At 47.9% G+C, this 26,516-nt stretch carries 35 protein-coding genes; 13 read left to right on the plus strand and 22 right to left on the minus strand.

Annotated features, from left to right (window positions below):
* Window position 1: 1 nt before the first annotated feature.
* Entirely contained in the window at window positions 2-589 is a 588-nt protein-coding gene (locus tag ACWA5Z_RS13085; protein ID WP_431053070.1) for an NAD(P)H-dependent oxidoreductase, read from the plus strand.
* Between the two features lie 26 nt (window positions 590-615).
* Here ACWA5Z_RS13085 and mprA read toward each other — a convergent pair whose 3' ends face one another.
* A complete protein-coding gene (mprA, locus tag ACWA5Z_RS13090; protein WP_431053072.1) occupies window positions 616-1,113 on the minus strand; it encodes a transcriptional repressor MprA in 498 nt (165 codons plus the stop codon).
* 236 nt (window positions 1,114-1,349) lie between these two features.
* On the opposite strand from mprA, the gene ACWA5Z_RS13095 reads away from it, so the two are divergent.
* The 3 genes from ACWA5Z_RS13095 to dctM all read left to right on the plus strand — a co-directional run bounded on the left by ACWA5Z_RS13095 (window position 1,350) and on the right by dctM (window position 4,333).
* Window positions 1,350-2,354, plus strand: coding sequence for a TRAP transporter substrate-binding protein (locus ACWA5Z_RS13095; RefSeq protein ID WP_449343188.1), 1,005 nt, complete (start codon window positions 1,350-1,352; stop codon window positions 2,352-2,354).
* A gap of 62 nt (window positions 2,355-2,416) precedes the next feature.
* Window positions 2,417-3,040, plus strand: a complete 624-nt coding sequence (locus tag ACWA5Z_RS13100; RefSeq protein WP_431053076.1) for a TRAP transporter small permease — start codon at window positions 2,417-2,419, stop codon at window positions 3,038-3,040.
* A 9-nt stretch (window positions 3,041-3,049) separates the two neighbouring features.
* Window positions 3,050-4,333 (plus strand): C4-dicarboxylate TRAP transporter large permease protein DctM, encoded by a 1,284-nt coding sequence (dctM, locus tag ACWA5Z_RS13105; RefSeq protein WP_431053078.1) that lies wholly within the window; start codon window positions 3,050-3,052, stop codon window positions 4,331-4,333.
* Between the two features lie 90 nt (window positions 4,334-4,423).
* Here the strand turns inward: dctM and ACWA5Z_RS13110 are convergent, their stop codons facing one another.
* The 4 genes from ACWA5Z_RS13110 to rsmC all read right to left on the minus strand — a co-directional run bounded on the left by ACWA5Z_RS13110 (window position 4,424) and on the right by rsmC (window position 8,047).
* Entirely contained in the window at window positions 4,424-5,722 is a 1,299-nt protein-coding gene (locus ACWA5Z_RS13110; protein ID WP_431053080.1) for an AsmA-like C-terminal region-containing protein, read from the minus strand.
* A 6-nt stretch (window positions 5,723-5,728) separates the two neighbouring features.
* A complete protein-coding gene (gene dcd, locus ACWA5Z_RS13115) occupies window positions 5,729-6,310 on the minus strand; it encodes a dCTP deaminase (protein ID WP_431053082.1) in 582 nt (193 codons plus the stop codon).
* 10 nt (window positions 6,311-6,320) lie between these two features.
* Window positions 6,321-6,983, minus strand: coding sequence for a uridine kinase (gene udk, locus ACWA5Z_RS13120; RefSeq protein WP_431053084.1), 663 nt, complete (start codon window positions 6,981-6,983; stop codon window positions 6,321-6,323).
* Between the two features lie 65 nt (window positions 6,984-7,048).
* Window positions 7,049-8,047, minus strand: a complete 999-nt coding sequence (gene rsmC, locus ACWA5Z_RS13125) for a 16S rRNA (guanine(1207)-N(2))-methyltransferase RsmC (protein WP_431053086.1) — start codon at window positions 8,045-8,047, stop codon at window positions 7,049-7,051.
* Between the two features lie 73 nt (window positions 8,048-8,120).
* On the opposite strand from rsmC, the gene ACWA5Z_RS13130 reads away from it, so the two are divergent.
* Window positions 8,121-8,543, plus strand: coding sequence for a DNA polymerase III subunit psi (locus tag ACWA5Z_RS13130; RefSeq protein ID WP_431053088.1), 423 nt, complete (start codon window positions 8,121-8,123; stop codon window positions 8,541-8,543).
* Window positions 8,540-8,983 carry a ribosomal protein S18-alanine N-acetyltransferase gene (rimI, locus tag ACWA5Z_RS13135; RefSeq protein ID WP_431053090.1) on the plus strand — a complete coding sequence of 148 codons (444 nt, stop codon included), beginning with the start codon at window positions 8,540-8,542 and terminating at the stop codon, window positions 8,981-8,983. Before ACWA5Z_RS13130 ends, rimI begins: the two co-directional genes overlap by 4 nt.
* Before the next feature lie 77 nt (window positions 8,984-9,060).
* Here the strand turns inward: rimI and ACWA5Z_RS13140 are convergent, their stop codons facing one another.
* Both ACWA5Z_RS13140 and ACWA5Z_RS13145 read right to left on the minus strand, forming a co-directional pair.
* Window positions 9,061-9,396 (minus strand): zinc ribbon domain-containing protein YjdM, encoded by a 336-nt coding sequence (locus ACWA5Z_RS13140; RefSeq protein ID WP_431053092.1) that lies wholly within the window; start codon window positions 9,394-9,396, stop codon window positions 9,061-9,063.
* Window positions 9,397-9,508: 112 nt separating this feature from the next.
* The gene (locus ACWA5Z_RS13145; protein WP_431053094.1) at window positions 9,509-9,772 is read right to left on the minus strand and encodes a GrxA family glutaredoxin; all 264 of its coding nucleotides are present in this window, start codon (window positions 9,770-9,772) and stop codon (window positions 9,509-9,511) included.
* 157 nt (window positions 9,773-9,929) lie between these two features.
* On the opposite strand from ACWA5Z_RS13145, the gene nfsA reads away from it, so the two are divergent.
* From nfsA to ycfP, 3 genes are read left to right on the plus strand one after another with little or no spacing between them, the layout of a single operon-like run.
* Window positions 9,930-10,664 carry an oxygen-insensitive NADPH nitroreductase gene (gene nfsA / locus ACWA5Z_RS13150; RefSeq protein WP_431053096.1) on the plus strand — a complete coding sequence of 245 codons (735 nt, stop codon included), beginning with the start codon at window positions 9,930-9,932 and terminating at the stop codon, window positions 10,662-10,664.
* 12 nt (window positions 10,665-10,676) lie between these two features.
* The gene (locus ACWA5Z_RS13155; RefSeq protein ID WP_431053098.1) at window positions 10,677-11,594 is read left to right on the plus strand and encodes an ATP-grasp domain-containing protein; all 918 of its coding nucleotides are present in this window, start codon (window positions 10,677-10,679) and stop codon (window positions 11,592-11,594) included.
* A 52-nt stretch (window positions 11,595-11,646) separates the two neighbouring features.
* The gene (gene ycfP, locus ACWA5Z_RS13160) at window positions 11,647-12,189 is read left to right on the plus strand and encodes an alpha/beta hydrolase YcfP (RefSeq protein ID WP_431053100.1); all 543 of its coding nucleotides are present in this window, start codon (window positions 11,647-11,649) and stop codon (window positions 12,187-12,189) included.
* A gap of 44 nt (window positions 12,190-12,233) precedes the next feature.
* Here ycfP and gloA2 read toward each other — a convergent pair whose 3' ends face one another.
* The 3 genes from gloA2 to nfo form a co-directional block, all read right to left on the minus strand.
* Window positions 12,234-12,644: an SMU1112c/YaeR family gloxylase I-like metalloprotein gene (gene gloA2 / locus ACWA5Z_RS13165; RefSeq protein WP_431053102.1), complete on the minus strand. Its 411-nt coding sequence runs from the start codon at window positions 12,642-12,644 to the stop codon at window positions 12,234-12,236.
* A 30-nt stretch (window positions 12,645-12,674) separates the two neighbouring features.
* Complete coding sequence (locus ACWA5Z_RS13170; RefSeq protein WP_431053104.1) at window positions 12,675-13,175, minus strand: NlpC/P60 family protein; 501 nt, start codon at window positions 13,173-13,175, stop codon at window positions 12,675-12,677.
* A gap of 158 nt (window positions 13,176-13,333) precedes the next feature.
* Complete coding sequence (gene nfo, locus ACWA5Z_RS13175) at window positions 13,334-14,182, minus strand: deoxyribonuclease IV (protein ID WP_431053106.1); 849 nt, start codon at window positions 14,180-14,182, stop codon at window positions 13,334-13,336.
* Window positions 14,183-14,279: 97 nt separating this feature from the next.
* Between nfo and ACWA5Z_RS13180 the strand changes: the two genes are divergently transcribed.
* From ACWA5Z_RS13180 to ACWA5Z_RS13190, 3 genes are all read left to right on the plus strand, one after another.
* Entirely contained in the window at window positions 14,280-14,849 is a 570-nt protein-coding gene (locus ACWA5Z_RS13180; protein WP_431053108.1) for a TorD/DmsD family molecular chaperone, read from the plus strand.
* Window positions 14,850-15,178: 329 nt separating this feature from the next.
* Entirely contained in the window at window positions 15,179-15,262 is an 84-nt protein-coding gene (locus ACWA5Z_RS13185; RefSeq protein WP_431054248.1) for a hypothetical protein, read from the plus strand.
* A 12-nt stretch (window positions 15,263-15,274) separates the two neighbouring features.
* Window positions 15,275-15,577: a HigA family addiction module antitoxin gene (locus ACWA5Z_RS13190; RefSeq protein ID WP_431053110.1), complete on the plus strand. Its 303-nt coding sequence runs from the start codon at window positions 15,275-15,277 to the stop codon at window positions 15,575-15,577.
* Window positions 15,578-15,580: 3 nt separating this feature from the next.
* On the opposite strand, the gene yccS is transcribed toward ACWA5Z_RS13190, so the two are convergent.
* The 4 genes from yccS to ACWA5Z_RS13210 form a co-directional block, all read right to left on the minus strand.
* Complete coding sequence (yccS, locus tag ACWA5Z_RS13195; protein ID WP_431053111.1) at window positions 15,581-17,743, minus strand: YccS family putative transporter; 2,163 nt, start codon at window positions 17,741-17,743, stop codon at window positions 15,581-15,583.
* Window positions 17,744-17,766: 23 nt separating this feature from the next.
* Window positions 17,767-18,213 carry a YccF domain-containing protein gene (locus ACWA5Z_RS13200; protein ID WP_431053113.1) on the minus strand — a complete coding sequence of 149 codons (447 nt, stop codon included), beginning with the start codon at window positions 18,211-18,213 and terminating at the stop codon, window positions 17,767-17,769.
* A gap of 7 nt (window positions 18,214-18,220) precedes the next feature.
* Complete coding sequence (locus ACWA5Z_RS13205; RefSeq protein WP_431053115.1) at window positions 18,221-18,679, minus strand: methylglyoxal synthase; 459 nt, start codon at window positions 18,677-18,679, stop codon at window positions 18,221-18,223.
* 79 nt (window positions 18,680-18,758) lie between these two features.
* A complete protein-coding gene (locus ACWA5Z_RS13210) occupies window positions 18,759-19,418 on the minus strand; it encodes a curli polymerization inhibitor CsgI-related protein (protein ID WP_431053117.1) in 660 nt (219 codons plus the stop codon).
* Window positions 19,419-19,586: 168 nt separating this feature from the next.
* On the opposite strand from ACWA5Z_RS13210, the gene ACWA5Z_RS13215 reads away from it, so the two are divergent.
* Window positions 19,587-19,859: an acylphosphatase gene (locus ACWA5Z_RS13215; RefSeq protein WP_431053119.1), complete on the plus strand. Its 273-nt coding sequence runs from the start codon at window positions 19,587-19,589 to the stop codon at window positions 19,857-19,859.
* Here ACWA5Z_RS13215 and ACWA5Z_RS13220 read toward each other — a convergent pair.
* The 8 genes from ACWA5Z_RS13220 to rluD all read right to left on the minus strand — a co-directional run bounded on the left by ACWA5Z_RS13220 (window position 19,856) and on the right by rluD (window position 26,402).
* Window positions 19,856-20,731 carry a metal ABC transporter permease gene (locus ACWA5Z_RS13220; RefSeq protein WP_431054249.1) on the minus strand — a complete coding sequence of 292 codons (876 nt, stop codon included), beginning with the start codon at window positions 20,729-20,731 and terminating at the stop codon, window positions 19,856-19,858. The two genes, ACWA5Z_RS13215 and ACWA5Z_RS13220, sit on opposite strands and share 4 nt — an antisense overlap.
* A complete protein-coding gene (locus ACWA5Z_RS13225; RefSeq protein ID WP_431053121.1) occupies window positions 20,715-21,578 on the minus strand; it encodes a metal ABC transporter permease in 864 nt (287 codons plus the stop codon). The genes ACWA5Z_RS13220 and ACWA5Z_RS13225 overlap by 17 nt, the downstream gene beginning before the upstream one ends.
* Window positions 21,579-22,478 carry an ATP-binding cassette domain-containing protein gene (locus ACWA5Z_RS13230; protein WP_431054250.1) on the minus strand — a complete coding sequence of 300 codons (900 nt, stop codon included), beginning with the start codon at window positions 22,476-22,478 and terminating at the stop codon, window positions 21,579-21,581.
* Entirely contained in the window at window positions 22,478-23,359 is an 882-nt protein-coding gene (locus tag ACWA5Z_RS13235; RefSeq protein WP_431054251.1) for a metal ABC transporter substrate-binding protein, read from the minus strand. Before ACWA5Z_RS13235 ends, ACWA5Z_RS13230 begins: the two co-directional genes overlap by 1 nt.
* Window positions 23,360-23,510: 151 nt before the next feature.
* Window positions 23,511-23,837: a TusE/DsrC/DsvC family sulfur relay protein gene (locus tag ACWA5Z_RS13240; RefSeq protein ID WP_431053123.1), complete on the minus strand. Its 327-nt coding sequence runs from the start codon at window positions 23,835-23,837 to the stop codon at window positions 23,511-23,513.
* Window positions 23,838-23,929: 92 nt separating this feature from the next.
* Complete coding sequence (locus ACWA5Z_RS13245; protein ID WP_431053125.1) at window positions 23,930-24,592, minus strand: Bax inhibitor-1 family protein; 663 nt, start codon at window positions 24,590-24,592, stop codon at window positions 23,930-23,932.
* A gap of 98 nt (window positions 24,593-24,690) precedes the next feature.
* Window positions 24,691-25,425, minus strand: coding sequence for a peptidoglycan editing factor PgeF (pgeF, locus tag ACWA5Z_RS13250; RefSeq protein ID WP_431053127.1), 735 nt, complete (start codon window positions 25,423-25,425; stop codon window positions 24,691-24,693).
* The gene (gene rluD / locus ACWA5Z_RS13255; protein WP_431053129.1) at window positions 25,425-26,402 is read right to left on the minus strand and encodes a 23S rRNA pseudouridine(1911/1915/1917) synthase RluD; all 978 of its coding nucleotides are present in this window, start codon (window positions 26,400-26,402) and stop codon (window positions 25,425-25,427) included. The genes pgeF and rluD overlap by 1 nt, the downstream gene beginning before the upstream one ends.
* Window positions 26,403-26,516 lie beyond the last annotated feature (114 nt).

Genomic DNA, 26,516 nt, shown 5'->3' on the forward strand with positions numbered 1-26,516 from the left:
TATGCAACATCTGATTATTTATGCCCATCCCAATTTTCACAGTTTCAGCAAAGCCGTGGTCGATACGGTGGCGAATGCCGGCAAAAAGTGCGGTTACGATCCGCAAATTCGCGATCTGTACCGTCTGAATTTCAATCCGATCCTGTCTTATGCCGAGCTGCAAGCCGCTTACCAAGGCATTATTCCGGAAGAAATCCGCCACGAACAACAACTGTGGCAACAAGCCGGTTTGATCAGCTTGATTTATCCGCTATGGTGGATGGGGTTTCCGGCGATTTTAAAAGGTTATTTGGATCGGGTCTTAACCCACGGCTTTGCCTATAAAACGGAAAACGGCGTCTCGCAGGGATTACTGTCCGGCAAAAGGTTACAGCAATTTATTTTAATCGGCAGCAATGTGCAGGATTACCAAAAGTGCGGTTTTGCGCAATCGCTGCAAGACACGCTGGTGGACGGCTTGTTTAACTATTGCGGCATTAACGAGATTCGGCATAGCCTTTTCGGCGATATTCATCTGATAAGTGATACCGAGCGGCAAGCGCTGTTGCAGCAAGCCGCCGAAACCACGCAACAATTCTTAAACGTTTAATTAAATTGGGCGAAACGCCCAATTTATTACTTCTTCCCGTTCACATTTGCCACGATTTTATACAAAATGGCAGACAATTGCTGCATTTCCTCCACCGAGATCCCGCGAAATACTTCATGGATATTCTGCCACTGCTGCGGCAAGCGCGCTTTGATAAAGTCTTTGCCATAGTCGGTTAACTTCAATTCAAAACAACGGCGATCACTGCTGCTCACCACCCGCTCAATCCACTTTCTTCCGACCAATTCATCGGAGATTCGCGTCGCATTGGTGCGCGAGGATCCCAAAATATCACTCAGCTTCGACGGTTGAATGGCATGATTCGGTTGGGTATACAGCACCACCAATGCCATAAACAAGGTATCGTTCAAATCAAATTGTTTTAATAAACGGTTGCGGTGTTCCAAATAACTGCTGGTAGAGTGTAATAACAAACGCAACAATAACACTTTTTCTAACGGCAGATCCGGCTCGGATTGCGCACATTGTTTGATCGATTCTTCTATTTCTGTGAAATTTCGCATAGCAACTCCTTTACACGCTAAATAATTTAAATATTTTATAATAACCAAAGTGACTATAAAAGCACTAAATTTTCAATTTACTTTGCGGAAAAATCTTATTTTCTGTAAAAAAAATGTTAATTTTTCGTGAACCAGATCAATATTTGATAAAAATCTGATTTACTAAAAAATCGTTATTCCCTATCTTAGCAGCTGTAGTCTCCCTCTCTTTTTCACCCTAACAAAAGGATCTCCCTATGAAACTGAAGAATACCTGGTTCAAAATTCTGTCTTCTGCCAGTGCATTAGCACTGCTTGCTTCAGTCAATGCCTTTGCTGCCGAGCCGGTGGTCATCAAATTTTCACACGTTGTCGCCGATGAAACCCCGAAAGGACAAGGTGCGCTGCTCTTTAAAAAATTAGCGGAAGAAAAATATCCGGGTCAAGTGAAAGTCGAAGTGTATTCCAACTCCTCGCTGTACGGTGACGGCAAAGAGATGGAAGCGTTATTGTTAAACAATGTACAAATGCTTGCGCCTTCGTTGGCAAAATTTGATAAATATGCGCCGCAAATTCAAGTCTTTGATTTGCCATTCTTATTTGACGACATTACCGCAGTAGAACGCTTTGAAAAAAGCGAAGCCGGTAAAAGCCTGTTGAACAGCATGATCGATAAAGGTATCACCGGCTTAGGTTATTGGAATAATGACTTGAAACAGTTATCGGCAAATAAAGCCTTGCGTGTGCCGCGTGATGCGCGCGGACAGAAATTCCGGGTGCAAAACTCCGAAGTGTTGGACGCCCAATTCAAACAGTTAAATGCCGTACCGCGTAAAATGGCATTCAGCGAAATGTACCAAGGTTTGCAAACCGGCGTGGTGAACGGCGCGGAGAATCCGTACTCCAACATCTATTCGCAAAAAATCCATGAGGTACAAAAATACATCACCGAATCCAACCACGGTTTGCTGTCGTATATGGTGATCGTCAACACCAAATTCTGGGACGGTTTAAACCCTGAATTGCGTGCCGGATTAAGTGAAATCATGCAGCAAGTCAGTGATGAAGTGAATAAAAAATCCCATGAATTCAACTTAGCCGATAAACAAAAAATCCTGGATGCCAAAACCACTGAGATTATCATCTTGACGCCGGAAGAGAGAGCGCAATGGCGTGAAGCAATGCGTCCGGTCTGGAAAAAATTTGAAGGCGCAATCAGTGCCGAGCTAATCCAAGCTGCCGAAGCCTCCAACAAACAATAATATTCCGAACAAAGTGCGGTTCCCAGCCGCACCTTGTTCGAGTTAAGTTTTAAGGAATTACCATGAAGTCGCTCGCATTCTTATGGGGAAAAATGGAAGAGATCATGATCGCCTTATCACTGGCGTTAATGACGATTGTGACCTTTATCTATGTACTATTTAATAATCTCTATGCTCCGTTCTATGATTTGGCAGATACCTATCCGTCGCTCGAATCGCTGTTTCTGCCTATCGCGGATTTTTCCATTAATATCGCCCAAGAGATGACTTGGAGCGTTGCTTTAACCAAGCTGTTCTTTGCCATGTTAATCTTTTTCGGCGCCTCCTATGGCGTGCGCACCGCCGGGCATATCGGCATTGACGCGGTGGTGAAAAAATTCTCTGCGCCGATCCAGCGTCAAATCAGCATGCTGGCTTGTCTTGCCTGTCTGATTTATGCCGCAATGATTGCCTATGCCAGTATCGAATGGGTCACGGCAATGTTTCAGGCAAAAATCGGGGCGGAAGATTTGCAGCATTTCGGTATTCAGCTCTGGCAGATCGGCTTGATTATCCCTATCGGCTACGGCATGGTATTTATGCGTTTCGCGGAAATTTTCGTGCGTTTGCTGAAAGGTCAGCAGAGTGATTTAGGCTTGGCGGATGAAGCCAAAGACGCCATAAGATTACAAGAAGAAAATCATTAAGGAGCCGTTATGACTGTCATCTTTTTGTTTATTTGCCTGTTCGCCCTGATGTTGATCGGCGTTCCGGTCGCAGTGGCGTTGGGCTTGTCCGGTTCCTTGATTATTATTTTTTTCAGTCAGGATTCGATCAGCTCGGTCGCAATCAAACTGTTCGAAACCTCGGAACACTACACCCTGCTTGCGATTCCGTTCTTCCTATTGGCGGGCGCTTTTATGACCACCGGTGGCGTGGCGCGCCGTTTAATCGATTTTGCCAATGCCACCGTCGGACATATCCGCGGCGGCTTGGCGATTGCTTCGGTATTGGCGTGTATGCTGTTTGCCGCGCTTTCCGGATCCAGTCCCGCCACCGTTGCCGCGGTCGGGTCGATTGCGATTGCCGGCATGGTACGCTCCGGTTATCCCATGGAGTTTGGCACCGGAATTATTTGTAATGCCGGCACATTAGGGATCTTAATCCCGCCCTCGATCGTCATGGTGGTTTATGCCGCGGCAACCGAAAGCTCGGTCGGTCGCTTGTTTATGGCGGGGGTTGTTCCGGGGTTGTTACTGGGCGGCGCACTAATGGTGGCGATCTACATTGTCGCACGGGTTAAAAACCTGCCGGCATTACCACGTGCCTCGGTGAAAGAATGGTTTAGTTCCGCCCGCAAAGCCTTATGGGGCTTGATTTTAATGGTGATTATTTTAGGCGGTATTTACAGCGGCGCTTTCACGCCGACCGAAGCCGCCGCCGTCGCCGCGGTCTATTCTTTCTTTGTTGCGGTGTTTGTGTATAAAGACATCAAACTGAAAGAATGCCCGAAAGTGCTGTTGGAAGCCGGCAAACTCAGTATTATGCTGATGTTCATCATCGCCAATGCGATGTTGTTCGCCCACGTGCTGACGACTGAGCAGATTCCGCAGCAACTGACCGCACTTGTGGTGGAAATGGATCTGCAACCGTGGCAGTTTCTGATCGTGGTGAATATCGTCTTGTTAATTGCCGGGGCATTTATGGAACCCTCGGCGATTATCCTGATTTTGGTGCCGATTCTGTTCCCGATTGCAATGCAGTTAGGCATTGATCCGATTCACTTGGGGATTATCATGGTGGTGAATATGGAAATCGGCATGATCACGCCGCCGGTCGGGTTAAACCTGTTTGTCGCCTCCGCCATCACCGGTTTAAGCCTGCCGCAAGTGATTAAAACCGCAACGCCATGGTTATTACTGATGTTGGGCTTCCTCATCGCCATCACCTATATTCCGGCGATTTCACTTTCGTTGCCGAATTGGATCGGTGCAATGTAAGCATGATATAAGGCAAAAAAACCGCACTTTGCTTGATGATAATCATCACAGCAAAGCGCGGTTCAATTTAGATTTTCTTTTCCAGCCCGCTTACTCTTTTTCCTGCAATTTTTCTTTCAACAACCGTTTCAGTTGATTGCCCAATTTTTTATCAATGCTAATCCGGTATTGCGGCGAACGGCATGGGCCAAACAAGCTGACCGGCAATTGGTATTGGGAATAGCCCGCCAGAGTCGGCGACAGCCGCAACTCCAAACGGCAAGTGAAATCGGTCAGGTTCATCTCGCCTTTGCCGCTTAAATTCAAATCCTCGCCCTGCGCTTGGATCTGTTTCATTCGCAAGCGATTATCCGCCCAATTCAGATCCAAATCTATCTGCTTAAACGGGGTGGCAATGCGATCGGCATATTGCTTCGCCCCTTGGCGAATCGGGTAATATTGGCTAATCATTTCCAGTAGGTTCAAGCCGTTAAGTGCGGTATCTCTGGCACGCAAACGTAAGTCACCCTGATACAACACGCCTTGCTCAAACAGTGCGTTGCCGTCAAAATCCGCCGTGCCGTCTAACAATTCCGGCAGTTGTAAAAATGCCAGCCAAGGTTGCAACGCCAAGCCTCTCGCTTTTAATTGCAATCGGTTTGCGTTATTTTGCCGTACAGCCTGAACGTGCAAACTACCCTGTGCTTGGCGCAATACCAACTGCAAGTGCGGTTTCTGCGTCACTTGCGCGGGCAAAGCATAATGCAAGACCGCACTTTGAATATTTAACTGATTTAATCTTGCCTGTTGTAACGTCAGTTGCCACGAATTTTGTTGTTCAGACAACGAAACTTTTTCCGCCATAAACCGCAACCTGCGGTTGTTCAAAAAATAGTCCTCTGCCATCTCGGCGTTCAGCTCGGTTTGGTATAACTCGATTCCATTCGGGAAACGCTGCGCCACCGCACTTAACCGCCATTCATCTTGCCGCCGGTTTTGCGCGGTTAAATCCACTTTCGCCGCTTGGTAATTCGGAGCAATCTCGCTCAAGACAAGCGTTAAATCGGCGAATTGCAACTGCTGTGCCGAATACACATTGCCACCGCTGAGCTGTACTTGTTTTACTTTCGGGGAAAAGGTGAGTAATGACCGCCAACCGAATTGCAATTCGACTTGTTGCGCCGAAAATTGCCAATCCTGATAGTGATATTGCGCTTGTTTTAACTGCAGTGTCGGCGAGGGAAAATAATTCAATTGCGCTTGTTGAAATTGAAAATCAGGCAATCGGCGCAATTCAGCGGTGATTTTTCGTTCAAATGTGCCAAGCTGATAATAGGTTAAAAACGACAGTGAGGCAGTTCCAAGCAGAACCGGATACAGCACCCGCCGCTTCCACCATGGCTGCCCCATCGCGCTTTAGTCCTCGTTGATACGGCTGGCGACCGCACCTTGCTGATTTTTGTACTTGGCGTTGCTACGGCTGTTGTACGGGCGTGCCGCTTCGCCGCTTAAAATTTCAAAACTCAACGCACCAATCGTCATTTTCGGGCGCAATGCCAACGGCAATTTACCGGAGTTGAAGAATTCCAACACGATTTTGCCTTCCCAGCCCGGATCGATCCGGTGGGCAGTCACGTGCACCATCAGCCCCAAACGCGCCAAGGAAGAACGCCCGTCCAGCCAGCCGATCACATTTGCCGGCAGTTTGACCGATTCGTAGGTGGTCGCCAATGCCAAGACGCCCGGGTGCAGGAAAAAAGCTTCATCGTCATTCAATACGATCTCTTCGCTCATCACGCGCTCCAACTGGGCGGAGATTTCCGAGCGTTCGCCGCTCAAATCAATATAAGGCGCGTTGTATTCACGAAACACGCGGAAAGAATTGCCCAAACGCACATCAACGGTTGCGCCGTTGATTTTGTCATTGCTCGGACGCGGTTCAAGCGCAATAATGCCTTGATCCAAATAGGTTTCAATATCACGATCACATAATCTCATGCCGTTTCCCCTATTTTTGTTTTAACATTTGTAGAATTTGTGCTTTTAAGATATTGATCGCAATGCGGTTTTTTCCACCGCGCGGCACGATGATATCAGCAAACTGTTTTGACGGCTGAATAAACTGCAAGAACATCGGGCGCACGGTTTTGCGGTATTGCGACACCACCGATTCCAAACTTCTGCCACGTTCCTGCATATCACGCTGCAAACGGCGGATAAAGCAAATGTCCAGCGGCGCATCGACGAAAATCGACGCACTCAATTCATTGCGCAAACGTTCGTCGGTCAGCAATAAAATCCCTTCCAGAATAATCACCCGGCGCGGCGCAAATTCGCGGCTGTTGGCGGTGCGGGTGTGTTCAACATAGCTGTATTCCGGCACTTGAATGGTTTCGCCGCGTTTTAACTGTTGCAAATGCGCCACCAACAGATCGTGATCCATCGAATTCGGGTGGTCGTAATTGGTTTCGATCCGCTGTTCAAACGACAGATGGCTTTGGTCTTTATAATAGGAATCCTCGGAAATAATCCCGATGTCGCCGCCGCCCACTTCTTCGCATAATTCTTTATGAATGGTGGAGGCGATCAGGCTTTTGCCGGAGGCAGACGCGCCGGCAATCGCAATAATAATGGTATTATTTGCACTGTTCTGAGTTGTTGAATCTGGCATAATCAATCCTTGCAATGAATTTGGGCAAGTATAACAAGATTTCGCTGCTTACGCACCTGTGCAAATCAGGCGTAAACCGCATAGACTTTAAATTTCGTGCTTTTCGCCAGCACGCGATGTGCGCCAAAATGGCGATCCAACAATTCCGGATAAGGCAAAAACGCATTCGCTACGATACGCAACTCCCCGCCTTGATTTAAAAACCATTTTGCTTGTGAAATCAAGGTTTCCACCGCGCGATAGGCGGTGTCAATGCCGTCGTGGAATGGCGGATTGGAGATGATCAAATCGAATTTGCCGCTCAAATCGGAAAACACATCGCTGGCGACCACCTTGCCTTGTAACTGATTTTGTTGCAAAGTGCGGTTCGCCGACGCAATCGCCATCGCATGAATATCGCTCATCACCAGCTCAATCGCCGGATTTTGCCGTTTTAAATAACCGCCGATCACGCCTGCGCCACAGCCCAAATCCAGCACTCGTCCCCGCAGTTTTTGTTGCAAGCTCGACAACAACAGTGCCGTTCCCTGATCCAATTCGCCGGCACTAAATACGCCCGGCAAGCTATGTACGCGCAAATCGGCTAATTGCGGATGCCGATATTGTTTCCAGTAGCTTTCCAGTTCAAAGTGCGGTTTATGTTGTAATTCAAAATGATACAGCCCGCAACGGCGCGCCGAATCAATTTTGTGAATCTTGCCGAACGGTTGCAGCATTTTCTCCGCCGAACGCACCCCGCAACGGTTTTCGCCGATAATCAACAGCGATTGTCCCAGTGGGGCTTGCGCCAGCATTTGCATGAGCTGAAATTGCATTTCCTGCTTGTTTTTACCCCAATAATAGACCATCAGATCCGCCTGATGACGGTTTTCAAGCGCAAAATCCGCCGCAACCGCACTTTGCGCCTTGCGCACATAATCATAATAGCTGCTGACCACTTGCAACGAACGGCTGTTTTTCAGTTGGCTAGGGAAAAGATCGTGCAGATTGCCGGCAAACAGCACCGATTTATCGTCAAAAAAAGGAAGGTGGCGTTGCAAAACTTGGCTTTCGACTGAAATCACTATAAATCCTGAGGGTTATTGGTTAAAATCGTCGCTCATTATAATACAGATTTCGCATTTCACGAGGATTATTATGCCTGCACGCCGCGCGCGCTTGTTGCAACAAATGGGCATCGACCAATGGACATTGCGCCGTCCGCAAGCGTTAAAAGGCGCGGCGGCGATTGCCGTGGCGGAAAATATCAAATTGCTGTTAGTCAGCGAGCAATCGCCCGCCGACAGCTTGCTGGCGGATTTGTATCGCGCACTCGGCATTCGGGCGGCGCAATGCTTAATCATCAACAGCGAACAACTTAACCGCCTGAAAATCACGCATTCGCCCGCGCTGTGGCTGGTCGGGGAAACGCCCGAATTATCCGGGCAAACGCAAACCGCACTTCAAGCCCTGCCGCACATTCAAACTGACGACTGGCAAACCCTGCTGCAAAATCCACAAGCCAAACGCCGTCTGTGGCAGCAGTTGCAACAATTCCAACTACAGGATGACGGCTCATGATTGAGATTTTAGCGCTGCAAAGCACGGATTTTGAGCGCGCCTACCAAATCGAACGGCAAGCGCATATCACGCCGTGGTCAAAAGGCACGTTGCTGAATAATCAAGGCGAGCGTTATCTGAATTTAAAATTGCTGCAAGACGGAAAATTAGTCGGTTTCGCCATTTGCCAAACGGTGTTGGACGAAGCCACCTTGTTTAATATCGCAATCGATCCCGCCTATCAGCAACAAGGCTTGGGAGAAAAGTTACTGCAACATTTAATCACCGAATTAAGGCAAAGTGCGGTATTGACTCTCTGGCTGGAGGTGCGCCAATCCAACCTTGCTGCACAAAAACTGTATGACCGCTTGGGCTTTAATCTGGTCACCCAACGCAAAAACTACTACCCCGCCGCCGACGGCAAACGCGAAAATGCGCTGGTGATGGCGTTGTATTTGTAAAGCAAGCAACAAAAAAGCCGTTTTTAAACAATAGGTTGTTTAAAAAACGGCTTTCAACTATAAATACTAAAGTGCGGTTAGGCTTTCTTCAAAAACTCGGATTTTAGCGCCAAGCTCACGCCGTCGATTTTGCAATCGACATTGTGATCGGAATCAACCAAGCGGATATTTTTCGCTTTGCTGCCTTTTTTCAACACGAGAGATGAGCCTTTCACTTTTAAATCTTTGATTAAAATCACGGAATCGCCGTCTTGCAGTTGGTTTCCGTTGCTGTCTTTGACGATAAACTCCTCGCTGCCGTCGTCAGTTTCTTCGCCGTTCCATTCGTTGCCGCAATCCGGGCAGACAAATTGAATGGTGTCGTGATAAACATATTCGCCGTTACATTTCGGGCAATTTGGCATTTGTTCCACTCTTTTTTCCTCTTCATGGTTTCCGCTTAAAAAATTCGCGCGCAGTATAGCATAAAAAACGCGCCGTGCCGAAGCACAACGCGTTTGCTTTTCGATTGATAAAAAGTGCGGTTTAAGCTACGACACCAAATTTCTCTTTGATGATCGCTTCAAAATCGGTGCAACCGCCGATTGGCTGCTCGTCAATGAAGATTTGCGGCACGGTTTGCACTTCTTTGCCGACGGATTTAGACAAATCCGCTTTGCTGATACCTTCGGCGATAATATCAACATAGCGATATTCGAAATCATCGCGGGTGTTTTGCAGTTTTTCGGCTAACGCTTTTGCACGTACGCAATAAGGACAGCCCGGACGGCCAAAAATAACGGTAAACATAGGAGCTCCTGTTTCATGGTAAATAACTGTTTTAAGCCGATCCATTCTAGCCGATCCGCCGGCAAATAAGAAAAGATTTTTCTGCATTAATGTGATTGGTGTAATATATCAAGCCATCACATTCATTTATTCCGTGTTATTGATTGGAGATTCCCGTATGAGCCGACAGCCGACTACATCAAGCACCGTTGCAACCGCACTTGCCCACCGCTCTATCCGTAAATTCACCCAACAAGCGATTGCCGCCGAAACCGTACAAACCTTAATCGAATGCGCCCGCGCCGCTTCAACCTCGAATCATCTGCAATGCGTTTCGATTATTCGAATTACCGATAACGCCGTGCGTGAGCAAATGAAATACTACGCTTCCGATCAACAATATGTTGCGGACGCAGCGGAATTTTGGGTGTTTTGCATTGATTTCCAGCGCCACCACCAAATTCTGCCGGAGGCGCAGACCGATTACAGCGAAGTGTTGCTGATCGGCAGTGTCGATGTCGGCATTATGGCGCAAAATGTGCTGTTAAGCGCCGAATCACTCGGTTTAGGCGGAGTGTATATCGGCTCGATTCGTAATAAAATACAAGAGGTTGGAGAGCTGTTGCAGTTACCGCAGCATGTGATCCCGTTAGTCGGTTTATGCCTGGGCTATCCCGATCAAGATCCGCCGTTGAAACCGCGTTTACCCGGTGCGGTTTTGCTCAGTGAAAACCGTTACCAAGCGCTCGATCCGTCGTTATTGCAAGATTATGACCGCCAAGTCGCCGACTATTATTGGCAGCGCAGCCAAACCGACATGGATTGGTCGCGCAATGTGATGAAAACCCTCGGCAAACCGGTGCGTCCACACGTTTTGGGCTATCTGCAACGGCAGGGTTTTGCCAAAAAATAGCGGAGATCGGCGATGAAACTGTTAATGCTGTGTCGCGAACCGCGCTTATATAGCTGCCAACGCTTGCTGGAGGCGGCGGAAAGTTGCGGACATACGTTGGATATTATCGATCCGAATCGTTGTTTGTTAAAACTGGATCAGGAGCAATCGCGCCAATTCAAAATTTATTACCAAGTGCGGTTTGATCAAACGCCGTATTTATTGCCCGATTATGACGCGGTGATCCCGCGTTTCGGTTCGGGCAGCACGGCGATGGGCTGTGCGCTGTTGCGCCATTTTGAAGCGATGGATGTGCCCTGTTTAAACGGCTCGCAAGCCTTTTTGAATGCGCGTGACAAATGGCACAGCTTGATGTTGTTGCAACAACAGGACATCGCCGTGCCGCCGAGCGCATTATGCGGCAATGAATTCGATGCCAAGTATGCGGTCGGTCAAATTGCCTCGCCGACGATTTTAAAAACCCTGTCCGGTTCGCAAGGGATCGGCGTGATGTTGGCGGAAAAACGGCAAAGTGCGGTCAGTATTTTAGAAACCCTGAAGCAAGCCAATATCGCCTCGCTGCTGCAAGATTTTATCCACGAAGCCAACGGTTCGGATATCCGCTGTTTCGTGATCGGCAACAACATCATCGCCAGTATGCAACGCAGCGGGCAGAACGGGGAATTTCGCGCCAATGCACATCGCGGCGGGCAGGCGCAGCCAGTCCAATTAAGCGAACGGGAAAAAACCTTGGCGCTGCAATCGGTGCAAACCTTAGGGCTTGATATTGCCGGGGTGGATATTATCCGCTCCAATCAAGGCCCGATGATTTTGGAAGTCAATGCCAGTCCGGGCTTAGAACTGATTGAAAAAACCAGTAAAATCGACATCGCACTGCAAATGATCGCCTATTTGGAAAAACAGATTTTGTCGGCAACGGTTGATCAATAAACATAAATTGTTTATGGTTATCACCTGACAAGTATTTTATGGGAAATCAAAAATGATTATTTATCTACACGGTTTTGATTGCAATAGTCCGGGGAATCACGAAAAAATCCTACAATTGAAATTTATCGATCCCGACGTGCGTTTCGTCACCTACAGCACCTTGCACCCGCGCCACGATATGCAGCATTTGCTGAACGAAGTGCATAAATTGGTGAATGAGAGCAAAGATCCCGCGCCGCTGATTTGCGGTGTCGGCTTAGGCGGCTACTGGGCGGAGCGAATCGGTTTCTTATGCCGCATTAAACAAGCGATTTTCAATCCGAATCTGTTTCCCTATGAAAATATGCAGGGCAAAATCGACCGTCCGGAAGAATACCAAGACATCGCCACCAAATGCGTGGAGCATTTCCGTGAAAAAAACCGCCAACGCTGTTTGGTGTTCTTATCAAAAGAGGACGGCATTTTAGATTCGCAACGCAGCGCCGACACGCTTTCGCCGTTCTATGACATTGTTTGGGACGAAAACGAAAGCCATAAATTCAAGAAAATCTCACAACATTTACAACGCATCGCCGAATTTAAAAAGCAGGCTTAAACACGAAAGTGCGGTTGAACCGCACTTTGTTGCCAACGAATAGCTCAAACCCGATAAAACTCCCCTTGATAAAATTCCAGTGGTAAACCGTCAGGATCTTGAAAAAAGGTAAATGGTTTGCCGGTGAGCGGATCAATACGGATCGGTTCGCAAGCTACGCCCCGTTGTTGCAAATAATCGACCGCACTTTGCAGATCGGCGACTTGAAACGCAAGATGGCGCAAACCGCAGGCTTCGGGTTGGGTTAAGCGTTCGGGCGGATTAGGGAAAGAAAATAGTTCGATTTGGCTGCCGTCGGCAAAGGCTAAATCCAATTTATAGCTTTGCCGTTCGGCACGGTAGGTTTCGGCGATAACGCTTGCGCCCAAGATTTCACAATAGAACTGCTTTGAACGTGCGTAATCGGAGACAATCAGTGCGACATGATGAAAACCAAGAATCGGGTTTGCCGGCATAACCGCACTTTCCTTTATGATTTATGTCAGTTAATTAATCACACGGCGCGATTGGGTGTAGTTTCGCGACCAATAGTTTTCGGATAACGAATTGGTGGTGACGCCTTTACTGGTGCTGGCGTGGATAAACTCTCCGTTGCCGATATAAATGCCCACATGTTTATTTTTACGGAAGAACACCAAATCGCCAAATTCCAACTCGCTTTTATTGATTTTTTTACCGACATGGCGTTGTTCGGCGGTGCTGCGCGGCATTTGCAGCCCAAACGCACGATCAAACGCGTTTAATACAAAGGCGGAGCAATCAATCCCGTTTTGGGTTGTGCCGCCCAAACGGTAGCGCACGCCCTGCCAGTTGTGGTAAAACTCATGCAGTTTAGTAAATTGCGCTAAGCTCACGCCATTACCGATATTTTTCGGCAAATTGGTGCGGATACGCGTATCTTGGGACTGATAAACGGTATGTTGCCCGTTATGACTACAGGCGGTTAAAGCGGCAATGCCGAAAATAAAAAGCAGTTTACGCAACATAATATGAATTAGAGGTTATTAATCTTCGAAAGTGCTTTGATTCTACGGAAAGTAACGCTGCCTTTCCAGCAAAAAGCCGTTTTTTTTGCCAGATAAATCTATTTTTTTGAGCAACTTCAAAAAATCGTTAATAAAAATCGATAACGTTAAGAAATTCTCTAAACCTCAGACGCCAAATTGCGCAACCAATTAATTTCTTCCGCCCAAATTTCCGGCTTGACGGTTTCCAAAATCAGCGGCATATCATTAAATTCGTCATGTTGCATAATGTATTCAAATACCGCCGTGCCGATTGTGCCGCCACGTAAGACATCATGCCGATCCACCCGGCTGCCAAGTGCGGTTTTCGAGCCGTTGAGGTGCATGCCTTTCAGGAACTCAAAACCGACAATCCGTGCAAATTCATGAAACACCCGCTCACAACCGACCGCACTTGAGATGTCGTAACCGGCGGAAAAGGTATGGCAGGTATCCAAACACACGCCGACCCGGCTTTTATCCTCAACTTGTTCGATAATTCCCGCCAGATGTTCGAAACGATAACCGATATTCGAACCCTGCCCTGCGGTATTTTCAATCACCGCCACCACATTCGGCACTTGTTGATGTGCCAGATTGATCGATTCGGCGATAATCGCAATACAATCCTGTTCGGAAATTCGGCGCAAATGGCTGCCGGGGTGAAAATTCAGCAACGATAAGCCCAACTGCCGGCAACGCTGCATTTCATCGATAAACGCAGCGCGCGATTTCGCCAACGCTTCTGCTTCAGGGTGTCCTAAATTAATCAGATAGCTGTCGTGCGGCAAAACGTGTTTCGGATCGATTTTCGCCTGATAAAGCGCCTGTTTAAATTGTTTGATACTGCTTTCCGTCAGCGGTTTTGCCACCCACTGGCGTTGGTTTTTGGTAAACAACGCAAAGGCATTCGCGCCGATTGCCACCGCATTGGTCACGGCATTTTCCACGCCGCCGCCGGCACTGACGTGCGCACCGATATATTTCATCTGTTTCTAATCCTAATTTATGGCTGATTTTATGTTAGCATTGTACCGAAATTTTAACCCGCCGAAACCTATTGATACGATAATGAGGGCAATTCCGATGACAACAACGACTACGATTAATGATTTTTCCATGCTTTGCCGCTTGTTCGGCAATCTGTTTTACCGCACGCCGCAAGATGAGGTGCTTGCGCCGATTTTCACTTGGCTGCAACAAGGCAACCTGACCGCACTTTGGGCATTGAGCACCGACAGCCAAAGCGAAAAGACGTTACAACAGTTGCAAAGTGCGGTTGCCATTGAACAATTAAACGCAGAATACCAACAACTTTTCGCCGAAAACGGCACAGTAAGCCCGAAGATTTCAGCTTATCGCGACAATTTAGCCGATTTTATTGAATTCAGAAACCAACGGGGTATGGACGCACTGCCACAAGCGGATCATGTCGCCCATTTATTGCTGACCGCGTCATGGTTGGAAGACAATGTCGATTCGACACTGGCACAACAAACCTTATTTGAACAATTTTTACTGCCCGTCATGAGCAAATTTCTCGGCAAAGTCGAAGCGCATGATCAGGGTTTCTACCGCGCCCTAGCGCAACTCTGCCGCGAGGCGTTATCGGCCATGGCGGACGAGTTGGAAGAAGAGGGTGAAAAAGAAGAATAAGCTAATTCTTATTTTTACGATCTTCATCGCAAAAATTAACCCGAAGGACTGCGCCGAATTTTTATCTGATTAAAATAGCCTTCTTGATTCACCTTTGTATCCATTTTGTGATACGATACATCACAAATAAACGGCATATGATTAAAAGTTTTAAACATAAAGGGCTAAAGCAGTTATTTGAAATAAGGCTATAGCAACGGGGTTAATCCTGCACACGCGGCTAAATTACTGCGTATGCTCGATGTTATCGACAAAGCCGCCAGTATTGGTGATTTCCGCTTTTTTATAAATCACATGAATTAAAAGGCAATCGTGCCGACGTTTGGTCGATGACGGTGTCGGGAAATTGGCGCATTACTTTTGAGTTTAAACAAGGTCATGCTTATATTTTAGATTATGAAGATTACCATTAAGGCGGAAAAATCATGAAAATCAGGAAACCGACTCACCCCGGTGCAATTTTACGTGAAGATGTGTTGCCCGAATTGCAAATGACCATCACCGATTTTGCCGCGCATTTGGGATTTTCACGTGAAACCATTTCGCGAATTCTACATGAGAGAGCCCCTGTCTCTGCAAATTTGGCTTATCGTCTAGAATTAGCCGGTGTCAGTAGTGCCGATTTATGGCTGAAATTACAGGCGGCTTATGATATTTGGCAGCTGAAAACCGCTCCTCAACCGTTGCAAATTAAACCACTGAACTTGGCTGCACCATTGACGGTTTAACGGTTACTTCTCCGCCTCCAATTTCAACTGCTGCTGTACGCTTTGGTACAATTCCGGCAGCAGTTGGGTCATCATATTCAGCTGTTGGCGCAGCACTCTGTCTTGTTGCAGCTGGGTTGCGCTAGCAAATTGCATATTCGCTTCAAGTTGCAAACGTTGCCGAATATGCTCGATTTTCTGTTGGAATTGCGCTTCCGGCAGTTGTTCCAGGGTTTGCAACACCTCGATTAATTCCCGTGCCGCCGGATAAAGGTCAATTAAGAAATAGTTATTGTCCCCATGCTCTCCCATGGTATGCCGAAATGCCCCCAATGCCGAGATATAGCCAAGCAAACGATAATTTTGTTTCAACAGTTGGAAAGCGTTTGGTAGAAAAGTGCGGTATTTTTCCGCTTCACTGTTCATATTACCAATCAGCGTGTTTAATTCCGCCGCACTTTCATGCGCCGCCAAACGGACGCTGCGGTAATTGACATGATTGCGTTCGCCAAATTGCAGTTGCGCCATAATATACAGCAAATAACGGGCGTTATTCTGAATGCTGCGCCGGATAAGGCGCATGATCTTCATGTATTTCCAATCCGGCCACAGATAAGACACCGCCAGCCATGCCACGCTGGCGCCGATTAAGGTGTCAATCACGCGCGGCAACATCGCGGCATGCAGATCAAAGCCGCTGATGTCAAAACTGACCAGCACTTGTATGGTGATAAACAACGTGGAAAAACGGTAATTATTGCTTCTAAAGAAGAAAAACAGGGTGCTGGTGGCGACTAAAACGCCCAGTTTGGCGGCTAAGGTCGCTGTAAAATAGGGCAACAGCGAGCCGATAACCACCCCGAGTAAAGTGCCGATCACCCGATCACGCAAACGTTTTTTGGTCGCCGAATAATTCGGTTGACAGACAAAAATCGCCGTCAGCAGCACCCAGTATCCTCGCTCTAAATTCAAACCGACGGCAATGATACAACAGACCAACACCACTAACGACAACCGCACCGCATGGCGGAACAGTTGCGATTCGAATGTCAGATGATTCTTCACCGCCGCAATAATTTCACGCAGTCCGCGCACGCTGTCAGTGCTGATAATTTGGCTGAAAGATTGTTGGATTTCATTGCTTTCTTTACCAAGAAACAGCAGCTGCCATAGAATATGTTTTAAATTGGCGATTAGGGTACGCAAATTTTCCGCTTGTGAGCTGTCCGGATACTGGTTGATAAAATGCCGAAAAGAATGATCAAGCCCGCCGACCGCTCTTTGCAGGCGATCTTTCGGTTGGTAGGTTTCACGTTTCAAAATCGCATTGGCAATATCGCGGCAATCGTCCGCTTGTAATTCCAACAAACGCTGAATACGGAAAATCAAATCGCTGTTTTGCAGTTTTTGTACCAGCTTGCGATAATTGAAATGCGATGAACTGGCGCGCTCGTGAATATCCTGCGCCGCATAATAATAGCGGATCAACCGGCTGGTTTTAGACGAACGGTGTTGCTGCCTGCCCAAACGATAAAACAGCGATTGGCGGCATAAGCTAAAAGCATTGATCACGTTGCTGTTGAGTTGTGACAATTCCAAGTGCAATGGCTCGCTGTTTTCACTTTCATCGGGATCAAAAAATTTGGATTTGCAATCCAGATAATCGGCAAGTGCCAAATAGGCGTTTGCCAGATTTTCATCCACTTTGTAACGTGGAAAAAACAGATAGGTCAGCACCGAGCAAATGCTATACAGCAACGTGCCGCAAACAATCATTAACGGATTGATATACCATTCCGTTTGCGGCAAATAGGTCAATGAGGTGTAAAGCGCGACAATCAAGGTGCCGAAGGCAATGGTGCTGTAACGCTGTCCCAGTGCACCCATCATGGTGAACACGAAGGTGAACAGCGTCATCATCAAGGCAAAATAAAGCGGATTATTCAGTGAAATTTGCGCGCCGAAAGCGGAGGTGGTAAATGCGGCGAGCGTAATCAGGATATTTTTGATCTTTCCGCTCAGACTGTGATCCAAATCGACCAAACCGGCGGCAATAATTCCCAACACAAACGGCATTGCGACTGCCGAAATCGACCAATACCATACCAATCCGGCAGCGATGTTGACGGCGATAAACACCGGAATCACCGCAATCACTTTACTGTTCAGCCAAGAGAATGTTTTCACAATGTTGCCTTAGCGCTCCGTTGTTAACGGTGATCAAACGGTTGGGTAAATTGCCGCCCTGTAACCGTCTGCGCCATTTCGCTTGACACCACACGCTGCCCAACCGGGAACAAGGCAATTTGCGCCAGTTTGAAATGTCCGATTCCGCTTGGAATACCAATAATGGTAACGCACTGTGAAATACCCACCATAATATGCAGCAAACACAGCCACCAACCACACACCACAAACCAAATAATATTCAGTATACTGCCCACATTATTACTCAGAGAATTGGTCGGTTGCAGATATTTGACATGCACAATTTCGTGACCAAACGGCACCAATGCCATTTTGGTGATTTCCCAACAACTGCGGGTATAAGGCAAAGTGACAATTAAAACCGCACTTAGGATCGTAGCGAAAAACCACCCCAACACGGTACTGAATCCGAAAAAAACAAAGTTGAAAATATTCAGCGCTAAATTCATATTCTACCTATTTTAAACGTTCCGCCAGATAGCCGGCATAATCGGGAATTTCAATCTCGACCGGATTATTAAAACAAGGTGAGCTGATCAGAAAGTCGGCGGTCGCCGGATTCATTGCCACCGGGATATTCCATACCGTCGAAATCCGCATTAAGGCTTTCACATCGGGATCGTGCGGCACCGCATTCATCGGATCCCAAAAGAATACCAGCAAATCGATTTTGCCTTCGGCAATCATCGCGCCAAGTTGCTGATCACCGCCCATCGGGCCGCTCAATAGCGCCTTAATTGCCAAACCGCTCTTTTGCTCAATCAGATTTCCGGTGGTGCCGGTGCCGTATAAATCGTGTTGTGCCAACGAAGTGCGGTTTTTTAAGCACCAATCGACCAAACTTTGCTTGCAATGATCATGCGCCACTAACGCAATCTGTTTTTTTACACCAATTTGACGGGTTGTTGTTTTCATCGCCAGTCCTTCTGTCTTATTGCCGGTTAAAATAAAAAAGCGAGCCAAGCTCACTTTTTTATTATTTTAATTTTACTGCTTATTGTTTTTTCGCCCAATTCAAGAAACGTTGTTGCGTTGCTTTATCGGCTTGTTGGAACCAATATTGCAATTGCTGTTCCGCAACGTTTTCCCCTTGTACGGTCACTTGACCTTTTGAAGCTTTGCCCACATTTGCCATTCCCATCGCAACCGGCATACTGGCACTGGCAAATCCGGCTACCGCTGCTTTACCGCCGCTGCTATTGTAGCTTGATAAATCTTCAGCGATGTTTCTTCCCGGGAACAAACCGTCTTGCGATAAAATATCTTGCTCGCTCGCCACAGCCTGACCGCTTGCCGTTACGACACTCACTTTCGGATTTTTGTCAAAACGAGCGGCGTCGCTTTCATCAAGCACGCCGTCCGCTTTAATTTGAATATTTTCACTGCCGGCTTTGAATCTGACGATCACAGGCGCAGATTCGAATAAGCGGCGATCGGAACCTGAGCGGATAATTTCCGCCACTCGTACCACAACTTGGTGTGTCTCGTTGTCGGCGACCGTTACCGTTTTATTTTTTTTCAATAAACCGCCACCGGCTTTTTGACCATCGACAGCCAATATTTCCAGATTGGATGATGTACTGATTTCTGCAGCTACGGCACTGAAACCCGTTAACAATGCTACGGCACTAATCGCTAAATGAGCTAATTTCATGTTATTTCCTCAATGATAAGAAAAATCGGTAAAAAACCCGATCAGGGTCAGATTTTTTACAAAAACCAAATTGGTTGTGTCTATCCTATGCCAAAACATTATAAAATAAAATAGTCATTTAGCATTTTTATCCAAATTTGAGAGTTGCCTTAGGCTTATGGAGGCGTTATGCAAGTTCAATTTAATGTTTACGGGATCGTACAAGGCGTGGGCTTTCGTTATTTTACATGGCGCAAGGCGTCTGAATTGGGATTGAAAGGCAATGTCCGCAATCTGTCCGACGGCAGTGTATTAGTGATTGCGCAAGGCAGCGAACAACAAATCGACGCCCTGCGCCACTGGCTGCAACAAGGCGGCCCGCGCTCCGCCACAGTCGATCAGGTGTTAGAGCGGCCTTATCAAGACGAAGTGCGCTTTCGCGAATTCGCCATCGCTTATTAGACCGCACTTTTATGTGGGCTAGTCTGTTGTTGAAACCGCACTTTATCCCGCTGGGTGCGCCAAGTGCGGTAGAGCAAGGCAAAGATAAAACAACAAGATTGCACCAACACAATCGTTGGTCCGGTCGCGGAATCCCAATGATAACTGAAAATCGTGCCGAGCACGCTCGACAGCAGCGACACGCTGATCGCAATCAGCAGCATGCGGTTAAACGATTTGGTGAGGCAAAAGGCGGTAATGCCCGGGGCGATCAATAACGCTACCACCAAAATCACCCCGACCACCTGCATGGCGCTGATGATGGTTAAGGCAAGTAGCATCAACAATAAATAGTGCAACAAACGCACCGGCAAGCCGACCACCGCCGCTTGAACCGGATCAAAACAGTACAACAGAAAATCTTTGCGTTTTAAAAACACAATCACGAAGGTGAACAGCGAAATCCACAGCGTCAGTTGAAACGCCGCTTGGGTTACGCCGAGCAAATTACCAAACAGAATATGGCTTAAATGTTGATCGCTATCGACGTTGACGAATAAAATCAGCCCGAAAGCAAACATCCCGGAAAACACAATGCCCATCACCGTATCTTCTTTTAGGCGGCTATTTTCTTTCAAATAGCCGGTCGCCAAGGCACAACAAACGCCGGAAAAGAAAGCGCCGACCGTCAACGGCAGCCCCAAGAGAAACGCAATCACCACGCCCGGCAATACCGCATGCGCAATCGCGTCGCCCATCAACGACCAGCCTTTCAACACCAAATAACACGACAGCAAGGCGCACACCACCGCCACCAAAAGTGCGGTCAGCAACGCTTGGCGCATAAACTCAAAGGAAAAAGGCTCGTAAAACCAATTAAACAGCTCGGCCATCATCAGCTTTCTCCTTGATTTTATTACGTTTCAACATGCCATATTTAGGCGAGAAGAAAAAGGCGAGCAGAAATAACAGCGTTTGCAAAAACACGATCAGACCGCCGGTTGCGCCGTCGAGAAAATAACTGAGATACGCCCCGACCGCACTGGTACCAAAACCTAAACCAACCGCAATCCACACTAAACGCCCGAAGCGATCGGTTAATAAATAGGCGGTTGCCCCGGGGGTGATCACCATCGCAATCACCAAAATCGCGCCGACGGTTTGCAACGCGGCAACCACACAGGCGCTCAACAAGGTGAAAAACAACACTTTTAAGCGCAACGGCGAAATCCCGACCGAAACCGCATGGCTTTCATCAAAAAAGACTAACAGCAGATCTTTCCAAAAAATCAGCAAAAACACCACACAGACCGCAATAATAATCCCGACTTGCAACACATCTTCATCGGCAATGCCTAAAATATTACCGAGAATAATCGACTGCACGTCAACCGAGGTCGGATTCAGCGAGATGATAAATAAACCGAGCGCAAAAAAGGTGGTGAAAATAAAGCCGATAATCGCGTCTTCGCGCAGTTTGGTGATCGATTTAATCCACAAAATCGCCAACGCCGCCAACAGCCCGGACAAAAACGCACCGACCGCATAAGGCAACGCCAAGGCATAGGCAATCGCCACACCGGGTACGACCGCGTGCGACAAGGCATCGCCAATCAGCGACCAACCTTTCAGCATTAAATATGCCGACAAAAAGGCACATACGCCCCCGACCAAGGCGCTCACCACCACCGCTTTGGTCATGTATTCATATTGGAAAGGCTCAAGTAAAAGTTGCCACATTTACGGTTCTGCCTTATTGCAAGGTGTCGTCGGCGGCAGTTCCGCCCCTTTTTCACCATAAAATACCACCGGGTGCTCGTCGTCGGTCAGCACGGTTAAGGTGCGGTTATCTTCGTCATCATGCAGCACTTCGCCGCCGAGAGTGAGGTAGCGCAGTACACCGCCAAACGCCCGTTGCAGATTTTTTTGGGTAAAGGTGGTTTCGGTGCAGCCGGCGGCAATTACGGTGCGGTTAATCATTACCACTTGATCGCAAAAGTGCGGTACGCTGCCGAGATTATGGGTCGAAACCAAAATCAAATGCCCTTCGCCGCGTAGTTGCCCCAACAGTTCGACAATCGCATTTTCGGTTTTAACATCCACCCCGGTAAACGGCTCATCCAGCAGAATAATTTGACTTTCTTGCGCCAACGCACGCGCCAAAAACACCCGTTTTTTTTGCCCGCCGGACAATTCGCCAATCTGTCGATCACGCAAGTGGCTGATATCAACCCGTTGCATTGCCTGCTCGACTTTTTGCTTATCCAATGCCGACGGAATCCGCAAAAAATTCATGTAGCCATAACGTCCGGTCATCACCACGTCATACACCGACACCGGAAACTGCCAATCCACTTCTTCGGCTTGCGGCACATAGGAAACGCGATTTTGCTTCAACGCTTTGTGCACCGGCAAACCGTGCAAGCGAATCGAACCTTGCAGCGGTTTTACCAAGCCCATTAAACTTTTAAACAGCGTGGATTTGCCACTGCCGTTAACACCGACCAGAGCGCAAGTCGTTCCGCCGTTAAGAGAAAACGAAACATCATGAAGTGCGGTATGCCCGTTATTGTAGCGCACGCTGATATCATGAACGTCCAACAGCGGATCGCCGCCGCCTGCACCCTTGCCGTTTATCATCATTCAAATCCTTTCACTATGGTCGAAACCGTCACTTGCAACAAATCCAAATAGGTCGGCACGGCGCCGTCCGCTTGCGACAGGGAATCGACATACAACACGCCGCCGTATTTTGCGCCGGTTTCTTTGGCGACTTGCTTACTCGGACGATCGGAAACCGTACTTTCGCTGAACACCACCGGAATGTTATTGGCTTTCACCTGATCGATGACAGACCGCACTTGTTGCGGCGAACCTTGCTGTTCGGCATTGATCGGCCATAAATATAACTCTTTAAAGCCGTAATCTTTGGCTAAATAGCTGAATGCGCCTTCGGACGTCACCAACCAGCGTTTTTCACTTGGAATCGCCTTGATTTTTTCGCGTAACGGCGTATCAATCGCTTTGATTTTTTCGCTATAGGTCGCTGCGTTACGGTTATAAACGTCGGCATTTTGCGGATCGTGTTTGACCAACGCCTGACGGATATTTTCCACATAAATCAACGCATTGCTCGGCGACATCCACGCATGCGGATTGGGGGCGCCTTGATAAGCCCCTTCCGAAATCGGCAACGGCTCGATTCCTTCGGTCACCACCGCCACCGGTTTATTCGGCATATTTTCAAAAAAGCGTTCAAACCAGCGTTCCAAATTCAAACCGTTCCATAAAATCAGATCCGCCTGCTGCGCTTTGATCACATCCTTCGGGGTGACTTGATAATCGTGAATTTCCGCGCCAGGCTTAGTGATCGATTCGACAACCGCCGCGTCACCGGCAACATTCTGCGCAATATCTTGGATTACAGTGAAGGTTGTCATCACTTTGAACGGCTTGGCGGCTGCATTCGCAGAAAATGCGAATACGCAACTTAACACCAGACTGCTGACAAGGTTTTTTATCTGCTTATTCATTTGTTGCTCCTTATTGATTGATAGGTTAAACGTGCAAAGCAACGCTTGTTGCTCCGTTTAACACTATATCAATAAATCCATCCAATTCAAATACGAATAATTATCAATTAAAGATATTTACACAATTTCTATCTGGTTTTTATAAGCACTTAGCCGGTTTCGGCAGCCCTGCCAACTTGGTCGCCTGTTTCGCCGGACCTTCGGGAAACAAGCGCTGCAAATAACGGCTGTTACCTTTGTCCGCCCCCAACTTATCCGCCATCGCTTTCACCAACATGCGAATCGCCGGTGAAGTTTTATATTCCTGATAAAAATCGCGCACAAAATGGATCACTTCCCAGTGGGCGGCGCTGAGTTCCAATCGCTCTTTTTCCGCCAATGCCTGCGCCACCGCTTCGTTCCATTGTGCGCTGTGCCGCAAATAGCCGTCTTTATCCAATTCAATCGTTTCGCCGTTAATCTTCATTTCTTCTCACGTTTTGACCGATACAATTATGCCCCTATTTAGGGGCATACGAAAATGGTTAGACCGATTACTGTGATTATCGGCACAATTTACTAATCGCGTGAAGCGCCGATCAGGCTCAATAAGCTGATAAACAGGTTGTACAGCGAGACATAAATGCCGATGGTGGCGCGGATATAGTTAGTTTCGCCGCCGTGAACGATATTGCTGGTTTCATACAGAATCGCACCGGTTGAAAACACCACAAACAATGCGCTGATGGCCAAATGTAATCCCGGGATTTGCAGGAAAATATTGGCAATCACGCCGACAACCAACACAATAAACAGCGCAAACATCATTCCGCTTAGAAACGACATATCTTTTTTCGTGGTTAAAACATAAGCCGAACAAGCGAAGAATACCGCCGCCGTGCCGCCTAATGCCAACACCACGACATCGCCTAAACCTTCGCGCACATACAGATTTAAAATCGGCCCGATGGTGTAGCCGAGAAAACCGGTGAACGCAAACGCAGACAAAATCCCCAATGGGCTGTCGGCTAATTTATTGGTTAAAAACAGTAAGCCGTAGAAGCCGACTAGCAGCACGATTAAACCCGGATACGGCAGATTCATCGCCATTGAGATATAAGCCACCACTGCGGAAAAGGTGACGGTCAGCGCTAATAAAAAATAAGTATTGCGTAATACTTTGTTGGTCGCTAAAACCGATTGTTCGGAACGGCGTACATCAGTCACAAGACGTTGTTGCATTGTTTTTCTCCTTTGAAAATCATCGTAAATCAATTGTTAAAACACATCGTTAAACATAAGGGCTACCGCCCAAAAAGTCAAATCTAAATTCGGTTGTTTCATTCAAACCAAATCAAGCTCGCCATGCGTCCGGTCACGCCGTCGCGCCGATAGGAAAAAAAGCGCGTTTTATCGCTGACAGTGCAATATTCCCCGCCGTAAATCTGTTGCAGACCGCACTTTTGCAGCCGTTGCCGCGCCAATAAATACAAATCGGCGAAATATTTTTGCGGCGAGGTCAAATCGGTTTTAAATGCCGATGCCGCTTGCGGATCCTGTTGCATAAACGCCGAGCGCACTTCCGGCCCCACTTGAAAAGCGTTTGCGCCGATTGCCGGGGCAAGCCACGCCACAATCTGCGAAGGTTCGGTCTTAAACTGTGCCAGCGTATTTTCTAAAATGCCATCACACAAGCCGCGCCAACCGGCATGTGCCGCCGCGACCTCATTGCCTTGCGCCGAGGCAAACAGCACCGGTAAACAATCGGCGGTCATCACCAAACACACTTGCCCGGCTTGATCGGTATAAGCCGCATCCGCGTTCGGCGCCGGGTCGTCACTAGGCAAACGAACCACGTCTATGCTGTGAATTTGATTCAAGTACAGCGGCGCTTGCGGCAATGCGGCGGTTTTGATCAAATGTAAGCGGTTGGCGCTGACCGCACTTGGAAGATCACCGACATGAGCGCCCAAGTTAAAACTGGCGTAAGGCTGTTCGCTCACCCCGCCACTGCGCAGCGTAGAAAGCGCTTTGATATTATCCGCCAAATTCCAATCGGGTTTAAGAAATTCCATTAATAATCCAATTCATCTTTATGCAGTTCGTAATCTTGCTTCAGTGCATTCACCAGCTCGACAAAATCCTCCGGCAGCGGCGCGTGCCACTCCATCACTTCGCCGGTGATCGGATGTTCCAAACGCAACATCACCGCATGCAAGGCTTGACGTTGGAAATTACGCAGCACGCTTAGCAACGCCTCGCTCGCCCCCTTCGGCGGGCGCGGGCGACCGCCATACACTTGATCGCCTAATAGCGGGTGGGCAATATGCGCCATGTGCACCCGAATTTGGTGGGTGCGCCCGGTTTCCAAACGCAGCCGCAGCCGCGTGTAGTTACGGAAACGCTCCATAATCCGATAATGGGTTACCGCCGGTTTGCCCATCGGGTGCACCGCCATTTGTGTGCGTTTGGTGCCGTGGCGCGCCATCGGCTGATCAACCGTACCGCCTTTAGTCATAATCCCGAACGCCACCGCTTCATATTCACGGGTAATCCGGCGTTTTTGCAAGGCGAAAACCAAACGGGTTTGCGCCGGAATGGTTTTCGCCACCACCATAAGACCGGTGGTGTCTTTATCCAAACGGTGCACAATCCCGGCGCGCGGCACTTCGGCAATTTGCGGATAATGGTGCAACAGCGCGTTCAGCACTGTGCCGTCGGGATTGCCCGCCCCGGGGTGCACCACCAGATCTTTCGGCTTATTAATCACCAGAATATCATCGTCTTCATATACGATATTCAAGGCAATATCCTGCGCCACAAAGCGGTTTTCTTCTTCGATTTCCACATCAATTTCAATCCGCTCATCCCCGAAGACTTTTTCCCGCGGTTTATTGACGATTTCCCCGTTAACCCGCACTTTGTTTTGTTCGATCCACGTTTTAATCCGTGAACGGGAATAGTCGGGAAAACGCTCTGCCAACGCCTGATCCAAGCGTTGTCCCAATTGATGTAATTGAATTTGCGTGCTTAATTGTAGTTGTTTTGTCATAAAGAATGGAATCCGTTTAATTCTGATTTGCTTATTTGCCCAGTATGGTTAAAATACTTAACGCAACATAAGCACAACAAGATTATGCCTGTCATTGTAACTGAAGTTTACAGT

This window comes from Testudinibacter sp. P80/BLE/0925, assembly GCF_053570785.1.

Excerpts from the sequence above, each read along its gene's own strand:
- ACWA5Z_RS13085 (WP_431053070.1), top strand. The coding sequence starts at position 2 with ATGCAACATCTGATTATTTATGCCCATCCCAATTTTCACAGTTTCAGC.
- mprA (WP_431053072.1), bottom strand. The coding sequence starts at position 1,113 with ATGCGAAATTTCACAGAAATAGAAGAATCGATCAAACAATGTGCGCAA.
- ACWA5Z_RS13095 (WP_449343188.1), top strand. The coding sequence starts at position 1,350 with ATGAAACTGAAGAATACCTGGTTCAAAATTCTGTCTTCTGCCAGTGCA.
- ACWA5Z_RS13100 (WP_431053076.1), top strand. The coding sequence starts at position 2,417 with ATGAAGTCGCTCGCATTCTTATGGGGAAAAATGGAAGAGATCATGATC.
- dctM (WP_431053078.1), top strand. The coding sequence starts at position 3,050 with ATGACTGTCATCTTTTTGTTTATTTGCCTGTTCGCCCTGATGTTGATC.
- ACWA5Z_RS13110 (WP_431053080.1), bottom strand. The coding sequence starts at position 5,722 with ATGGGGCAGCCATGGTGGAAGCGGCGGGTGCTGTATCCGGTTCTGCTT.
- dcd (WP_431053082.1), bottom strand. The coding sequence starts at position 6,310 with ATGAGATTATGTGATCGTGATATTGAAACCTATTTGGATCAAGGCATT.
- udk (WP_431053084.1), bottom strand. The coding sequence starts at position 6,983 with ATGCCAGATTCAACAACTCAGAACAGTGCAAATAATACCATTATTATT.
- ACWA5Z_RS13130 (WP_431053088.1), top strand. The coding sequence starts at position 8,121 with ATGCCTGCACGCCGCGCGCGCTTGTTGCAACAAATGGGCATCGACCAA.
- rimI (WP_431053090.1), top strand. The coding sequence starts at position 8,540 with ATGATTGAGATTTTAGCGCTGCAAAGCACGGATTTTGAGCGCGCCTAC.
- ACWA5Z_RS13145 (WP_431053094.1), bottom strand. The coding sequence starts at position 9,772 with ATGTTTACCGTTATTTTTGGCCGTCCGGGCTGTCCTTATTGCGTACGT.
- nfsA (WP_431053096.1), top strand. The coding sequence starts at position 9,930 with ATGAGCCGACAGCCGACTACATCAAGCACCGTTGCAACCGCACTTGCC.
- ACWA5Z_RS13155 (WP_431053098.1), top strand. The coding sequence starts at position 10,677 with ATGAAACTGTTAATGCTGTGTCGCGAACCGCGCTTATATAGCTGCCAA.
- ycfP (WP_431053100.1), top strand. The coding sequence starts at position 11,647 with ATGATTATTTATCTACACGGTTTTGATTGCAATAGTCCGGGGAATCAC.
- gloA2 (WP_431053102.1), bottom strand. The coding sequence starts at position 12,644 with ATGCCGGCAAACCCGATTCTTGGTTTTCATCATGTCGCACTGATTGTC.
- ACWA5Z_RS13170 (WP_431053104.1), bottom strand. The coding sequence starts at position 13,175 with ATGTTGCGTAAACTGCTTTTTATTTTCGGCATTGCCGCTTTAACCGCC.
- nfo (WP_431053106.1), bottom strand. The coding sequence starts at position 14,182 with ATGAAATATATCGGTGCGCACGTCAGTGCCGGCGGCGGCGTGGAAAAT.
- ACWA5Z_RS13180 (WP_431053108.1), top strand. The coding sequence starts at position 14,280 with ATGACAACAACGACTACGATTAATGATTTTTCCATGCTTTGCCGCTTG.
- ACWA5Z_RS13185 (WP_431054248.1), top strand. The coding sequence starts at position 15,179 with ATGACGGTGTCGGGAAATTGGCGCATTACTTTTGAGTTTAAACAAGGT.
- ACWA5Z_RS13190 (WP_431053110.1), top strand. The coding sequence starts at position 15,275 with ATGAAAATCAGGAAACCGACTCACCCCGGTGCAATTTTACGTGAAGAT.
- ACWA5Z_RS13200 (WP_431053113.1), bottom strand. The coding sequence starts at position 18,213 with ATGAATTTAGCGCTGAATATTTTCAACTTTGTTTTTTTCGGATTCAGT.
- ACWA5Z_RS13205 (WP_431053115.1), bottom strand. The coding sequence starts at position 18,679 with ATGAAAACAACAACCCGTCAAATTGGTGTAAAAAAACAGATTGCGTTA.
- ACWA5Z_RS13210 (WP_431053117.1), bottom strand. The coding sequence starts at position 19,418 with ATGAAATTAGCTCATTTAGCGATTAGTGCCGTAGCATTGTTAACGGGT.
- ACWA5Z_RS13215 (WP_431053119.1), top strand. The coding sequence starts at position 19,587 with ATGCAAGTTCAATTTAATGTTTACGGGATCGTACAAGGCGTGGGCTTT.
- ACWA5Z_RS13220 (WP_431054249.1), bottom strand. The coding sequence starts at position 20,731 with ATGGCCGAGCTGTTTAATTGGTTTTACGAGCCTTTTTCCTTTGAGTTT.
- ACWA5Z_RS13225 (WP_431053121.1), bottom strand. The coding sequence starts at position 21,578 with ATGTGGCAACTTTTACTTGAGCCTTTCCAATATGAATACATGACCAAA.
- ACWA5Z_RS13230 (WP_431054250.1), bottom strand. The coding sequence starts at position 22,478 with ATGATAAACGGCAAGGGTGCAGGCGGCGGCGATCCGCTGTTGGACGTT.
- ACWA5Z_RS13240 (WP_431053123.1), bottom strand. The coding sequence starts at position 23,837 with ATGAAGATTAACGGCGAAACGATTGAATTGGATAAAGACGGCTATTTG.
- ACWA5Z_RS13245 (WP_431053125.1), bottom strand. The coding sequence starts at position 24,592 with ATGCAACAACGTCTTGTGACTGATGTACGCCGTTCCGAACAATCGGTT.
- pgeF (WP_431053127.1), bottom strand. The coding sequence starts at position 25,425 with ATGGAATTTCTTAAACCCGATTGGAATTTGGCGGATAATATCAAAGCG.
- rluD (WP_431053129.1), bottom strand. The coding sequence starts at position 26,402 with ATGACAAAACAACTACAATTAAGCACGCAAATTCAATTACATCAATTG.